Source organism: Mycoplasmoides fastidiosum (genome assembly GCF_024498275.1).
Taxonomy (GTDB): Bacteria; Bacillota_I; Bacilli_A; order Mycoplasmatales; family Mycoplasmoidaceae; genus Mycoplasma_N; species Mycoplasma_N fastidiosum.
In genome coordinates this window covers 232,214-245,417 of record NZ_CP101809.1, presented here as the reverse complement: position 1 = coordinate 245,417, position 13,204 = coordinate 232,214, and the positions used below count along the sequence as shown (strand labels likewise).

The following is a 13,204-nucleotide window of genomic DNA, read 5'->3' as shown; positions in this document are numbered from 1 at the left end:
AAGAACCCACTTGAAACTAACCGCATGGTTCGTTCCCTTTAGTTATTAACTAAATTAACACAAAAAGGCGAATAATTTTTTTAATTATTCGCCCAAGATTGCCGTTTTAGCCGAAAAGTTGATATACCTCATGAGTTAAAAAGTTGTTGATAAAAATTCGTTTATTTCAAATACCGCTGGAATTTATGTTCTTTTTTCAAATTCTGCATTGCCCGGTAGCTTTTAATTTTATAATCCAGCATTGAACCTGGACCATGTAACATTTCATAATGATTGGCTCACTGATAACCTAGTGAAGCTGCAAAATAAACAAAGAGTCATAATAATTCTACATTCAGTTTATAAAAGCTGTATTCGTTAAATTTGGCACATAAAGCTGGCACCATTTGGGCATCTAATTCACTACTGAAGATCAAATGTGCTAAATCAAAATAAGGATTATTTAAACCCACTCATTCAAAATCAATGAACCGCATGCCTGTTGCTGGATCGTATAAAATGTTGGCTAAATCCAAGCTATTATGGGCTAAAACAACGGGTAGGGTTTTGTTTAGTTCGCCAATTTGAACAAATAATTCCAAGTCTTCACTGTCTAATTGGGTGTTGTGATTCAAATACAAATTATATGGCGTGTAGTTGAACTGGTGTTTTTGAACTAGTTCTTGGTTTTGAAATTGGGCTAAAGTTTGTAGTAACTGTTCCCATAATTCAGGGGTCATCATGCTTAATTGAATCGGTTCACCAGGTCATTTCTTTTTGATGTAATTTCCGGTTTCCACATCGAAATAAGCATAGTCCGCATTTAAACCCGCAGCTGTTAAATAATAGTATTCGTTTAATCAATTAGTTTTAGTTTTGGTCAAGTTTCACCGCAGACAATATTGTTGCTGCTGTTCTTGAATTCGAAACTGAAAAACCAGACTACGCTCACTTGTTGCCAGAAATTCAAAGTCATGAATTTCAGATTCATTAATTTGAAACCAACGGGTAATTAAGCCAGTGACTTTATATTGCAATTTCGTCAAATCTGGAGTAGCAGCTAAAGCCATCATCATGTTCCTTTATTTTCATTGTCGTGTTGGTTCAAGCAACAACGTCCTTGTTTAATTATATACTATTAACCCTTCCCAATTCTGGAGTTAGGTTGATTCGTTAATAACCAATCATTGAAAAGTCCGCCAAGAAGGATTCAAGACAAGTTAAAATAAAAACAATTTCAGTTGGTTTTCAACTGAAATTGTTTGATCTTTGCAGCAACTAAAAACGAATGAATCAATTAAACTAGTTGCAGTACAGATTGTTCTGCACTATCACCAGCCCGTTTGCCTAATTTTAAAACCCGGGAATAGCCGCCGTTACGAGTCGCATAGCGGGGTGCAATTTCGTCAAATAAAACCCGTAGTAATTCGTCTTTTTCGTGTTTTTTAGTTTTTAGTAAGAACCCCGCAACTTTACGACGGGCTTCTAAATTATTTTTACGTGCTAAAGTAATTAGTTTTTCCAAATAAATTTGGGTTTGCTTCGCCCGAGTGTGGGTGGTAATAATTTGGTTGTAAGATAAAACATCAGAAACTTGTTGACGGCTGATCATCTTGTTGACAGCTGAAGTCTTACCTTTTTTATTGATATATGACATACATGACTCCTTCAATCATTAGAAGTAATTAAAAATAAACAACAAACAAGTTGTTCAGGGTGATGTGAATTTAATTGCTTGGTTCCTCGTTAAAAGTTAGGTTGCGATCAGCAAGTTTACGCATAATCTCTTTTAAAGATTTTTTACCTAAGTTCCGAATTTGTTCAATACTGGATTTAGGACGATCAATCAATTCTTGAATGGTGTGAATTCCGTTGCGTTTTAGTGAGTTAAATGAACGCATAGTTAGTTCTAGTTCATCAATTGGGGTTGATAAAACTGCTTTTTTGTACTGATCTTCTTCTTTGCGAATAATTTCTAATTGGGAAATTTCGTGGTTGATCGAAACGATTGGTTCTAAATGAGAAGAAAGAATTCGCGCGGCTAAAGATAAAGCATTAGAAGCGCTAATCGAACCATCAGTTGCAATTTTGATTTCTAGACGTTCAGTCACCCCTCATTTAGTCGTTTTTTGTTCAGTAACTTTATAAGCCACCCGTAAGATTGGTGAAAAACTGGAATCAATGGCAATGATGTTAATACTGCTAATTAGTTCCCGGTTTTCGTGAAAAGAACGATAACCGCGGTCAACAGTAATGTATAAATCCATCACAAAATTGGTGTTATCTGCAATTTCACAAATTTCTAAATCACCGTTTAAAATTTCAAAACCGACTGGGCAGATAATATCTCGTGCATAAACGATCCCTTTTCCCTTTTTATTAATTTTTAGGGTTGGTCATTTTTCGATTTCTAATTTAGATAACTCATCTAAATCAACAATTCGTTCGTTGACTTTAATTGTTAATTTTTTGATGTTTCAAATAATATGAGTCAAGTCCTGAACCACACCTTTAATTGTGGTATATTCGTGGGTGATTCCGGGAATTTTAATTGCAAAAACACTAGCACCATGAATTGAGCTTAATAAAACTCGTCGTAAAGCATTACCTAAAGTGGTGCCAAACCCTTGCTCTAGCGCATCAAAAACAAACGTTCCTAAATTGGGATTAGTTGCTTCGATAATCGGTTCAATGCGGTATTTTGAAAATTTTTGCATGTGCGAAATCTTTCTATTAATTAAGTAAATCTTATTTGGAAATTGTAAGGCAAAAAACCACAATTCGTGTGGTTATTTCGATTGGATCAACCAATTCTTGCCCGGTGTTCATGAAAACGACAATTAAAATCTAGCGTGGTCGTTTAGGAGGACGACAACCATTATGCGGTAGTGGGGTAACATCAGCAATTTCGTGAATGGTAAAACCAACGTTTTTTAACGCCCGAATCGCTACTTCTCGACCCCCACCAGTTCCATTAACTTTAACCCCAATGGATTTTAATCCCATTGCATAAGCATCCTTACCAACTTTTTCAGCGACTAGTCCCGCTGCATAAGGGGTTGCTTTTTTAGTACCTTTATAACCAATGGTGCCGGCTGAACCCCAAACAATGGCGTTGCCACCTTCATCAGTTAAAGTGATAATGGTGTTGTTAGCTGTAGAGTGAATATAAGCAAATCCGTTCGGATTAGACAGCTTCTTTTTTTTCTTTTTAGCCATGATAATTTAATTCCTACTTGATTACTTACTTTCCATTTTTTTGTTGGCCACAGTTTTACGTGGTCCTTTACGGGTTCGCGCGTTAGTGCGGGTGCGTTGCCCCCGTACTGGTAAACCCCGACGGTGACGGATCCCTTCATAAGACCCAATTTCCATCTTGTTTTTGATATTTAGACTAACTTCTTTCCGTAAATCCCCTTCTAATAACAAAGCGAATTCGTCTTTAGTTGTCTGCAAATCCCCGATAACTTTACGAACTTGGGCAAAAACTTCTTTGTCTAAGTCTTTCACTCGGGTGTTTTCTAAAGCAGCAATTGCAGTTTTTTCTGCAGTTGATAAAGTTGTTACTGGTTTGGTATGACCAGTAATCGTTTTTTGAATAATTTTACGCGCAGCAGTTGGACCAACTCCTAAAATGTAAGTTAGAGATACTACTAGGCGCTTGTTATTGGGGATATCAACCCCTAAAAGTCGAGCCATGCGGCAAGTGTTCCTTTCAAATGATTTATTAATAAAATAAAAATGGTAAATGATTGTTTCAAGCAATTTAGTTAAAGTTGTTAGCTAACTTCTGTTGCTTTTTTTACCCCATTAACCTTGGCGTTGTTTATGTTTTGGCGTTTTACAAATCACGCACACGCGTTTTTTGCGCTTGATAATCTTACAATCTTTACAGATTGGTTTTACAGACGCGCGAACTTTCATGATTGCTGAACCTCTTTTTTCTATTTGCTGAAATTTTAAAGCAGCTTAGTTACCAATTGTTGCCAGCATGATTGTTCCAGTCCAAACCTGGTCATCATGGTTAATTGCAAGCAAGTCTAACTCTGTTGCTTTAAAAAAATTCGGAAGATAAGCTTGATTGTTGCATCTAATTGAAATAACGATAAACAATCCGGCCTTTAGTTAGATCGTATAATGACATTTCCACATCAACTCCATCACCAGGTAAAATGTGGATTTTATTTTGTCGCATTTTTCCTGAAACTCGACAAGTAATTTTAACTTCATTTTCTAAAATTACTAAATAAGCTCCACCGGGCAAAATCTCTTTGACCGTACCACGAAGTTTAATTTTGTCGTTCCGCTCGTTCAAACCGGTTACCTTTAATCTTTGTGCTTTCTTAAATTCCTTAACTTGATCTGGTTGTTTACCAGCTTATTAACAATTAATCAACCTCACCTCCAGTTTCTTCAGCATCGAATGCTGTTAAAACTTCAGTTTGGTTATCTAAAATCAGTACCATATGTTCTCAGTGACAAACTTTCGCGCGCGGTTTCACCCGCACTGATCATTTATCCTTCTGATCAATCGTATACGACCCATCAGCTTGATCGGTAAGAATTGGTTCAATGCAAAGCACCATACCACTTACCAATTGGGTACCAGTTTTTGGGCGCAAGCCCTTATTAAGCACTGATGGATCCTCATGTAAATGAATCCCACATCCGTGCCCACAAAAATCATTCAGAATTTGGTATTGGGGACAATTTTCAGCCACATATTGGCTGATTGCAGTTGTGATATCACCCGTGTAATTACCAGCTTTAGCCGCACTTATCCCTGCCATTAGAGCTTGGTAAGTGTGTTCAGCTAGCTGCTGGTATTCGGGATTGGTTGCGGGATCAACAATTTGACTGAACCCCGCATCACAAATATACCCATTAAGGCTAATTCCAAGATCGACGCCAACTTTATCTGTTGGTTTAAATTTCGTATTATCGGGAATGCCGTGAATGCCCACCTCATTAACCGACACGCACAACGCCCCGGGAAACCCGTGATAACCTTGAAAAACCAATTTCCCCCCTGCTGCGCGAACAATTTGCTCAGCAGCTTTAGCTAAATCCAGGGGGGTATTGTTAGGAACAATTAACTTTTTTAAAGCTGTAATGGTGGTTTTTCACAATCCCACTGCAGCTTTAATGCCAGCAATTTGCTCTTGGTTCTTCAAATAAATCATGTGGTTTTAGTTTGTCATAACACCGAATTTTAGCGTTAATTTTGGGCGCATTTTACTGTATTTTTTTACAAAATACAAAAAATACACGTTGATTGTATCACAAAACCGGGGGAAAATTATTTTTTTTGGGATAAACCTAAAATGCTTATGACCGCAGTTTCGGTTGAAGCTAAACTACCTCCAGCATCAATGCGGGTTAATAATCCCAACTGTTCGTATAACTCGATTAAAGGTGTGGTTTGTTGTTGATAAACTTCAAGCCGGTGCAAGATGACATCAGCCTGATCATCTTTGCGTTGGTATAAAAGGGTTTGATCAACATCACAAATCCCAGGTTGGTGGGGTGGTTTATTAACTTTGTGATAAGTATGATCCCCCTGGGTGCAAACTAACCGGTTGTTTAAGCGGAATAAAATCTCTGCTTCAGAAACCTCTAACAATAAAACATGATCAAACAAAAAGTGTTTATTAAAGAATTCAGCTTGGGAAATTGTGCGGGGATAACCATCTAAAATGACAGTTTGTTCCGGATGTTCTTGCGCTAAATTAGTTAGGGTTTCAAAAATTAAATCGTTTGTTAAATCATCAGGTACTAGTTTGCCCTCAGAAGTAATTGCCCGGATTTTTTGGGCAATTGGTTTGGTTGATGAACCTAAAGACCGAAAAATATGGCCCGTTGATAAATGAACGAACCGGTAAGTTTGCGCTAAATATTCCGCAATCGAACCCTTCCCAGCTCCAGGTGCACCTAAAAGTAAAATAAATTTCATAAAAACATGCTGTTAATAGTTTGAAATGATTAAAAAGACAAGATAAAATCGGGCTGAACCCGATTTTTTTGCTGTAAAAAGAAATGACATCAACGATATTTGTACCTAATTTCCATCCCTAGTTACAAATTGATGATACTGAAATTTCTGGGTTTAATAACCCAAATTGATGCTTGTTGTTCGATTAAATTGGGGATAGTTCAATGATTCAGTTAACATGAAGATTTTAAACTCTACTAACAATTCAAGCGCTGCTTCAGTGTAGTGAAACCATTTTTAACAATGATTAAATATTAAAAAACTTAATTTCAAAACTAGGCCTTACCACAAGTGTCATTCATCACTCTGATCCCGATCTAATTGTTGACCGTATAAATAATCACGGGGTTTAGCACCTGGTTCTAAGTTTAAAGCTTCATCCAATAAAACATCAGAATTACTGATCACTTGTTGTTGTAAGATTTGTTTTTGGGTTCGGTAGTAAACTGAGGTTGAAGTTGATTTGATCGCATCCCAAAACTGGATCGAACCAGAAACCAAAATAATTACTCCTGTCCCCCCTAAAGCTGCATTAGCGGGTAATCCCGTTGTAATCGTAATCACATTTGGTAAAACAGCTACGACGGCTAAAAATGGTCCGCCCAACCAGTTAACTCGGTTAACAATTTGCCGGATGTGATTAAACGTTGCCTGACCAATACTAATTCCGGGAATAAACCGTCCTGATTTTTCAAAGTTTTCGGTCAATTCCTCCGCATTAACTTGAATGTGAGAATAAAAAAATGAAAAGGCAAGAATTAATAACCCATAAATGGTCAAACCCACCGGAGAGTTCAGGGTTAAATAAGTTTGAATAAACTGGTATCCTCCAGGGTCTGAAGTCCGAACAAACTCGGCTGCAGTTCCTGGAATAGCTAGTAATGAACCCGCAAAAATAACTGGAATCACCCCAGCCGGAATAATTTTGATCGGTAAAAACGGTAAATCTTCCACGTTTTTGATCAAACCTTGTCCGGTTTGTTGCACCGGAATTTTGCGAATTGCCCCATTAATAAAAGTAATGATGAACAATAAGACAAAATAGAAAAATAAATAAACCACAAAAGTGGCAATCGCCACAAAAGCCGCATTATCTCCAGCTGAACGTAACCGGAAAAAACCGAAGGCCGAAGTCATGTTTTGGGGAATTGAAGAAACAATTCCAGACATAATAATTAAAGTTGGTCCGTTCCCAACCCCTTTTTTAGAAATAATGTCACTTAAAAATAGGGCAACATAAGTTCCTGAAACTAACAAGATAACTAATAACACTTGTTGGTTGGCTGGAACTTGGGCTAAACTGGTCACAATGCGGTTATCAACAATAAAATCCGAAAGATTCGCATTAGAAACCAAAACTAAAGCCCCATAAGCTGTGGCCACCGCAAACGGCAAAGTGACTAGCCGGGTGTATAATTCTAGTTTTTTCCGGCCCCGTTCCCCCGATTTTTTCAGTTCGGCTAGGGGTTTAATGATATCGGTTGATAACATTTGAATGATAATTTGGGCGGTAATATAAGGGGAGATACCAACCGCGAAAATACTCACACGGTTCAATCCACCTCCCCCTAAAAGGTTTAATAAGCCCACAATCCCGGGTCCATTATCACCAAAGTTTTTTAATCGAAGTGATGGAGCAGTAATATGAGCACCAAACTGGAATAAACTCAATAATAAAACCGTTGATGCAATCGCAATCAACACCTCTTTATTTTTGAAAATTTTAGCCCAATTGGAAGTTTGTTTTGATTTAGTAACTGGTTTCAGATTCACAATACAACCTAACTTCAAACATCAGCTAATGCTGACTAAGATGTTCTAATTTTATCCTAAACTTCAGGCTTTTGAGTGACAAATTTGCCACCACAAACTTGTGATGGCAAACAACAAAGCTGAATGAAAAAAGCACCAAAACCCACAAGTTTTTGGTGCATTAACCCCGTTAGGGTTTTAATAAATGGATTTTGCCCCCAGCGGCTTTAATCACGGCTTCAGCCCCTTTAGAAAAAGCATGGGCAGAAATGTTAATTGGTCGGGTTAATTGGTGGTTCCCAATTACTTTAATTCGTTGGGTTTTTCGCGGGTGCACTAACCGTAGTTCAATTAGTTTTTGTAAATCAAATTCAGTTTCTTCAGGAAAAAAAGATAATTGAAATAAATTGATCACACTAACCGCAGTTGCAAAATTATGGTTGTTAAACCCAATTTTACCAACCCGAATGTACAATGGGGTTTGTCCCCCTTCAAAACCTAGACGCACGTTCCCTGATTTACGGGCTAACTGCCCTTTAGTTCCGCGGGTACTTCGGCCCCCAATACCACTCCCAAAGCCCCGACCAACCCGTTTAGAGCGGTGGTTACGAGCTTTAGGATGGGATTTTAGTTGATTCAACATGAGCAAATAATCGCCTTTCGTTTCTATAATTCTTCAATGCGTTTATCGCGTAATTTTGCAATTTCAGCTGGGGTGTGTTGTTTTAGCAACGCTTTAATTGTTGCTTGCACCATGTTCATAGAAGAAGATGAACCTAAATTTTTAGAATAAATATCAGTGTATCCTGCTAGTTCTAAAACGGTTTTAATTGGTCCCCCCGCAATGATTCCAATTCCAATTTTGGCTGGTTTAATTAAAACTCGGGAAGCACAGTGTTTTCCAATGTTTTCGTGATAAACCGTGCCATTAGCATTAATTTTCACTTTTACCACATTTTTCAACGCATTTTTAACCGCTTTTTTCATTGCATCAGGAAACTCCTCGGCTTTGCCGATGCCATAGCCGATGGAACCCTTTTTGTTACCAACAACAACTAAAGTTCAAATCCGGCCTTGACGCCCCCCCTTAGTCGTTTTAGAAACCCGTTTTCAAGCCACTAATTTTTCTTCAAATTCTTGTTTTGGTTTAAAAGTTGCTCCCCCTAGTTTACGATCGCTGTTGCGACGGTTATCCGGGTTGCGGGGTTTACGAGCTTCAGAACCAGTTCCAGGACGACTGTTACTAGAGCGGGGTGCTGGTTTAATTGCATCACCAATACTTTTGGTAACTGCAGCCACTGCAGCTGCTTTAGCATCAGCTGGATTAGATTTAACAACTGATTGGGAATCGGTTTGGTGGGATTCGGTTTGTTCTGGGGTTGGATTGGATGGTTTTAAATTATCAGTATTCATTTTTTAATTCCGTTTTCAACAATTTAGGTTTAAACTTTGATGCCGTTTTCGCGTAAAGTTTCAGCAATCACTGCAATTCGGCCGTGGTATTTTGAACCACCCCGATCAAAACTAATTTGACTAATATTGTGGGCTTTTAGTTTATTTGCAAAATCTAAAGCAACTTTGGTGGCATTGGTTTTGTTGCCATTAGCTAATTTTAGTTGTAATGAAGACGCCGCAAATAACACTTTGTTTGCTTGGTCATCAATTAGTTGGACATAAATGTGTCCGTTGGTTTTGGTAATGCGGGCGCGTAAATGTTCATTACTCCGACGTACGGCTTTTAAAATCCGTTTGTGGCGTAACAAACTTTTTTGGCGGCGGTTTAAGTTAATGTTTTTCATGATCAGCTCTTATCCTATTTTTTCCCTTTTCCACCTTCAGAAGTTTTACCAACTTTCCGTAAAATCTGTTCATCAGCATAAGCAATTCCTTTACCTTTATATGGTTCAGGTTTGCGTCATTTCCGAATATTGGCCGCAAACTCACCCAATAATTCCTTGTGGAATGAACTAATTTTTAATTCGGTTGGTGAAACTAATTCGACTTTAATCGCAGCTGGAATCACAATTTCAATCGGATGGGAGAACCCTAAGGTTAACACCAACTTATCCCCAACTAAAGCGGCTTTATATCCGACCCCAGTCATTTTTAAGGTTTTGCTAAATCCGGTGCTTAAGCCTTCGATTGCGTTTTTGATTAAAGCGTTAATTGTTCCATATTGCATGCGGGATTCTTTGGAAGAATTTGCTTTAGCCGTGCTGACAGTACTGTCGGTTAAATGGATTTTTACCAGGTGTTCGTTATATTTCATCACCACTTGGTCAGTGCCGTTAGTGACCGTAATTAAGTTGCGATCTAATAAAACTTTAATGTTCCCGGGAACTGCTAAAATGCGGTTTCCAATTCTTGACATAATTTGTTCGTTCCTTTAATTGTTTTCAATGTTGCTGAATGAGGTGTGATATTTATCAAACATAAGCTAAAACTTCGCCACCAATTTGCAGTTTACGGGCGTGTTTAGAACACATTAAACCCTTATTGGTAGAAATGATCGCAATGCCTAAACCATTTAAAACATTAGGCAAATTGTCTGCTTGCACATAAACACGTAAACCTGGTTTAGAAATTTGACGCACCCCGTTAATTGAAGCAACTCCATCACGGTATTTGAAGAAAATGGTGATTTGGTTTTTCTTGTTGCGGGTTTCGGATTTAAAATCCAAAATGTAGCCTTCTGCTTTTAGTAAAGTTACTACACTTAATTTTAGTTTGGAGCCAGCAATTTTGATTTTGGTTTTGTGAGCCTTGATTCCCATTTTTATTTGGACAAGCAGATCAGAGATTGGGTCAGTATACATAATGATTTTCCTTTAATTAAAATTGCTTATCAAGAAGCCTTTTTCACCCCAGGGATTGCGCCTTTGTACGCTAAATCCCGGAAGCATAATCGACAAATCCCAAACCGACGGAACACTGCATGAGGACGACCACAGCGTTCGCACCGCGTGTAGTTTCGCACGGCAAATTTTTGGTGTTTTTTTTGTTTAACTTTTAAGGATTTCTTTGCCATAACTAATTAGCTTCCTTTTTTTGTTTTTTGATAAATGGTAATCCTAGTGCCAATAATAAATCATAGGCTTGATCGTCCGAATTAGTGGAAGTCACAAAAGTAACATCCATCCCCCGGATTTTTTTCACTAAATCGTAGTTGATTTCACTAAAAATTGTTTGCTCTTTAATTCCTAAAGTGAAATTCCCCCGACCATCAAAACCACTGGGACTAAAACCACGAAAGTCCCGCACCCGTGGTAAAGCAATGTTAAATAGTTTTTCAGCAAAAGCTCACATATTAGCATTACGTAATGTTACTTTTGCCCCAATTGCTTGACCTTCCCGGATTTTATAACTAGCAATCGATTTTTTGGCTTTGGTGGTAACTGGTTTTTGGTTGGTAATGATGGTTAGTTCAGCCACTGCAGCTTCTAAAAGTTTCGCATCAGCCGCGCCATCACCAACTCCCATGTTAATCACGATTTTTTCTAAGCGGGGAACTTGCATCACTGATTTTAAGTTCAGGGATTTAAAAAGCGCGGGTACAATTTCAGTTTTGTATTTTTGTTTTAAATGAGACATAATGAGCTTGATCTTCTTTCTAAATCTGACCTATTTTGGTTTTCCAATTGGTAAACCGGTTTTGCGGTTAATCCGGTGTTTGTGGTTATCTTTATCCCAAGTATAACCAACTTTGGTATAAACGGCTTTAGATTTATCATGGGCTAAAGTTACTTTAGATCAGTGGATGGGTAGTTCTTTTTCCACAATGCCCCCATCTTGGGTTTGTTGGTTGGGTTTAGTGTGACGTCTTACCCGGTTTACACCTTCGACTAAAACTTTTTGTTCTTTGGGATAAACAGCTAAAACACTGCCAACTGTTCCCTTAAATTTTCCCGCGATAACCCGGACTTTATCACCTTTAATAATGCGTTGCATTTGTGTTTTTCCTTTTTCTAAATTACTTCGGGTGCTAAAGATAAAATTTTGTTAAAACCACGTTCACGTAGTTCCCGGGTTACTGCACCAAAAATCCGTGAACCCCGAGGGGATTTATCTTCTTTAATTAGAACACACGCGTTGTCATCAAATTTTAGAATAATGCCGTTAGGTCGGCGAATTTCTTTTTTGGTGCGGACAACCACGGCTTTGAACACTTGGCCCCGTTTTACATTGGAATGGGTAGAAATTGCTTTAACTGAAACTAAAACAATATCGCCCACTGAAGCATACCGGCGACCTGTGCCCCCGTAAACTTTAATGACCCCAACTTCTTTGGCGCCGGTGTTATCAGCAACATTCATGCGTGTCATGAATTGAATCATAATTTTCTCCTAAGCTCCTTAATGGTCTATTTTGCTTCAGTTAAAATTTTGTTTAACCGTCAATTTTTTAAAGCACTTAACGGTCGGGTTTCAATGATGCTCACGAAATCGCCTTCTTTGGCTTTTTCTAATTCATCATGCGCGTGGTATTTTTTGTGACGAATTACCAGTTTTTTATACAAGGGATGTTTGAATTTGGATTCGACTTTAACCACAATGGTTTTTGCATTCTTCGTAGAAACAACAACACCTTTTAAGACTTTGCGGTATTTTTTAGTCACTGGAGTTGTTGGTTGGGTTTTTTCGACTTGATTCATTATTGCACATCACTTTCTTGTTTTTTCAGTTTCAACCCACTTAATTTGGTTTTAACTTGATCTAATAAACCCGTTTTAGCTTCAGCAGCTTCTGTTGCGGCTTGTTTATTGTTTTCTTCAATAATTATTTTGCTAAAACGGTGGTAATCCTTAGTTTCCATGCGTAAATTACGTTCATGTAAAACCGTTAACACTTGCGCAATTAGCCGTCGGGTTTCACGAATTAAATGGGTTTTAGTTAATTCCCCTTGAGCTGCTTGGAACCGGTTTTCCATTTGTTGAATCCGTAATTGGACAACTAACATTTTTAGTTCGTCATCTTGTTTTTGACGTAAATCTTTAATTAACATGATCGACATCCCCCTTATTCGGCATTAACTTCTGGTTTGGTTCCAACCGCTGCTGGTTTAATTTGGCGTTGGACCACACGGGTTTTAATTGGTAATTTATTACCCGCTAATTTCAGCGCTAACTTCGCAACTGCTTCAGGCACTCCCGCCACTTCGAACATAATGGTATCTTGTTTCACCACAGCTACAAAGCGATCGGGCGCTCCTTTTCCTGATCCCATCCGCACTTCTAAAGGTTTTTTAGTTAGTGACATGTGGGGGAAAATGCGGATTCACATTTTACCGGTTTTACCCAGTTTTTTTGAAATCACAATCCGCGCTGCTTCGATTTGACGCGCATTAATTCACGCGCCAGATTGCGCTGCTAAACCATAAGTCCCAAATGCAACATATGAGTTACCTTTAGCTGGACCTTCAAAACTCACTTTATGTGGTTTACGGTATTTGACTTTTTTTGGTTGTAACATAGTTTAATTCCTG

Annotated in this window: 22 protein-coding genes; all 22 read right to left on the bottom strand. The window is 38.2% G+C overall.

What is annotated here, in order from left to right:
• Window positions 1-161 precede the first annotated feature (161 nt).
• The 22 genes from NPA10_RS01065 to rplP all read right to left on the bottom strand — a co-directional run bounded on the left by NPA10_RS01065 (window position 162) and on the right by rplP (window position 13,191).
• Window positions 162-1,055, bottom strand: a complete 894-nt coding sequence (locus NPA10_RS01065) for a phosphotransferase family protein (RefSeq protein ID WP_256547695.1) — start codon at window positions 1,053-1,055, stop codon at window positions 162-164.
• Window positions 1,056-1,276: 221 nt separating this feature from the next.
• Window positions 1,277-1,636, bottom strand: coding sequence for a 50S ribosomal protein L17 (gene rplQ / locus NPA10_RS01060; RefSeq protein WP_256547694.1), 360 nt, complete (start codon window positions 1,634-1,636; stop codon window positions 1,277-1,279).
• A gap of 70 nt (window positions 1,637-1,706) precedes the next feature.
• Window positions 1,707-2,696, bottom strand: a complete 990-nt coding sequence (locus NPA10_RS01055; RefSeq protein WP_256547693.1) for a DNA-directed RNA polymerase subunit alpha — start codon at window positions 2,694-2,696, stop codon at window positions 1,707-1,709.
• Between the two features lie 130 nt (window positions 2,697-2,826).
• Window positions 2,827-3,198: a 30S ribosomal protein S11 gene (gene rpsK, locus NPA10_RS01050; protein ID WP_256547692.1), complete on the bottom strand. Its 372-nt coding sequence runs from the start codon at window positions 3,196-3,198 to the stop codon at window positions 2,827-2,829.
• Window positions 3,199-3,219: 21 nt separating this feature from the next.
• A complete protein-coding gene (locus NPA10_RS01045) occupies window positions 3,220-3,678 on the bottom strand; it encodes a 30S ribosomal protein S13 (RefSeq protein ID WP_256547691.1) in 459 nt (152 codons plus the stop codon).
• A 111-nt stretch (window positions 3,679-3,789) separates the two neighbouring features.
• Complete coding sequence (rpmJ, locus tag NPA10_RS01040) at window positions 3,790-3,903, bottom strand: 50S ribosomal protein L36 (protein WP_256547690.1); 114 nt, start codon at window positions 3,901-3,903, stop codon at window positions 3,790-3,792.
• Window positions 3,904-4,069: 166 nt separating this feature from the next.
• Complete coding sequence (infA, locus tag NPA10_RS01035) at window positions 4,070-4,294, bottom strand: translation initiation factor IF-1 (protein WP_307291516.1); 225 nt, start codon at window positions 4,292-4,294, stop codon at window positions 4,070-4,072.
• A 73-nt stretch (window positions 4,295-4,367) separates the two neighbouring features.
• Window positions 4,368-5,162, bottom strand: coding sequence for a type I methionyl aminopeptidase (gene map, locus NPA10_RS01030; protein ID WP_256547689.1), 795 nt, complete (start codon window positions 5,160-5,162; stop codon window positions 4,368-4,370).
• A 116-nt stretch (window positions 5,163-5,278) separates the two neighbouring features.
• Window positions 5,279-5,932, bottom strand: a complete 654-nt coding sequence (locus NPA10_RS01025; protein ID WP_256547688.1) for an adenylate kinase family protein — start codon at window positions 5,930-5,932, stop codon at window positions 5,279-5,281.
• Between the two features lie 321 nt (window positions 5,933-6,253).
• Window positions 6,254-7,744, bottom strand: coding sequence for a preprotein translocase subunit SecY (secY, locus tag NPA10_RS01020; RefSeq protein WP_256547687.1), 1,491 nt, complete (start codon window positions 7,742-7,744; stop codon window positions 6,254-6,256).
• Between the two features lie 169 nt (window positions 7,745-7,913).
• Window positions 7,914-8,366 (bottom strand): 50S ribosomal protein L15, encoded by a 453-nt coding sequence (rplO, locus tag NPA10_RS01015; RefSeq protein ID WP_256547686.1) that lies wholly within the window; start codon window positions 8,364-8,366, stop codon window positions 7,914-7,916.
• Window positions 8,367-8,389: 23 nt separating this feature from the next.
• The gene (gene rpsE / locus NPA10_RS04400; RefSeq protein WP_256547685.1) at window positions 8,390-9,136 is read right to left on the bottom strand and encodes a 30S ribosomal protein S5; all 747 of its coding nucleotides are present in this window, start codon (window positions 9,134-9,136) and stop codon (window positions 8,390-8,392) included.
• A 29-nt stretch (window positions 9,137-9,165) separates the two neighbouring features.
• The gene (gene rplR / locus NPA10_RS01005; protein WP_256547684.1) at window positions 9,166-9,522 is read right to left on the bottom strand and encodes a 50S ribosomal protein L18; all 357 of its coding nucleotides are present in this window, start codon (window positions 9,520-9,522) and stop codon (window positions 9,166-9,168) included.
• A gap of 14 nt (window positions 9,523-9,536) precedes the next feature.
• On the bottom strand, window positions 9,537-10,094 hold the full coding sequence (gene rplF, locus NPA10_RS01000; protein ID WP_256547683.1) for a 50S ribosomal protein L6: 558 nt from the start codon (window positions 10,092-10,094) through the stop codon (window positions 9,537-9,539).
• A 52-nt stretch (window positions 10,095-10,146) separates the two neighbouring features.
• Window positions 10,147-10,539, bottom strand: coding sequence for a 30S ribosomal protein S8 (gene rpsH, locus NPA10_RS00995; RefSeq protein WP_256547682.1), 393 nt, complete (start codon window positions 10,537-10,539; stop codon window positions 10,147-10,149).
• A 26-nt stretch (window positions 10,540-10,565) separates the two neighbouring features.
• Window positions 10,566-10,751 (bottom strand): type Z 30S ribosomal protein S14, encoded by a 186-nt coding sequence (locus tag NPA10_RS00990; RefSeq protein ID WP_256547681.1) that lies wholly within the window; start codon window positions 10,749-10,751, stop codon window positions 10,566-10,568.
• 2 nt (window positions 10,752-10,753) lie between these two features.
• On the bottom strand, window positions 10,754-11,314 hold the full coding sequence (rplE, locus tag NPA10_RS00985; RefSeq protein ID WP_307291521.1) for a 50S ribosomal protein L5: 561 nt from the start codon (window positions 11,312-11,314) through the stop codon (window positions 10,754-10,756).
• A 30-nt stretch (window positions 11,315-11,344) separates the two neighbouring features.
• Complete coding sequence (rplX, locus tag NPA10_RS00980; RefSeq protein WP_256547680.1) at window positions 11,345-11,671, bottom strand: 50S ribosomal protein L24; 327 nt, start codon at window positions 11,669-11,671, stop codon at window positions 11,345-11,347.
• Window positions 11,672-11,688: 17 nt separating this feature from the next.
• A complete protein-coding gene (gene rplN, locus NPA10_RS00975; RefSeq protein ID WP_256547679.1) occupies window positions 11,689-12,057 on the bottom strand; it encodes a 50S ribosomal protein L14 in 369 nt (122 codons plus the stop codon).
• Between the two features lie 26 nt (window positions 12,058-12,083).
• Entirely contained in the window at window positions 12,084-12,374 is a 291-nt protein-coding gene (rpsQ, locus tag NPA10_RS00970) for a 30S ribosomal protein S17 (RefSeq protein WP_416388924.1), read from the bottom strand.
• The gene (rpmC, locus tag NPA10_RS00965; protein WP_256547678.1) at window positions 12,374-12,733 is read right to left on the bottom strand and encodes a 50S ribosomal protein L29; all 360 of its coding nucleotides are present in this window, start codon (window positions 12,731-12,733) and stop codon (window positions 12,374-12,376) included. The genes rpsQ and rpmC overlap by 1 nt, the downstream gene beginning before the upstream one ends.
• A gap of 5 nt (window positions 12,734-12,738) precedes the next feature.
• Window positions 12,739-13,191 carry a 50S ribosomal protein L16 gene (gene rplP / locus NPA10_RS00960; RefSeq protein WP_256547677.1) on the bottom strand — a complete coding sequence of 151 codons (453 nt, stop codon included), beginning with the start codon at window positions 13,189-13,191 and terminating at the stop codon, window positions 12,739-12,741.
• Window positions 13,192-13,204 lie beyond the last annotated feature (13 nt).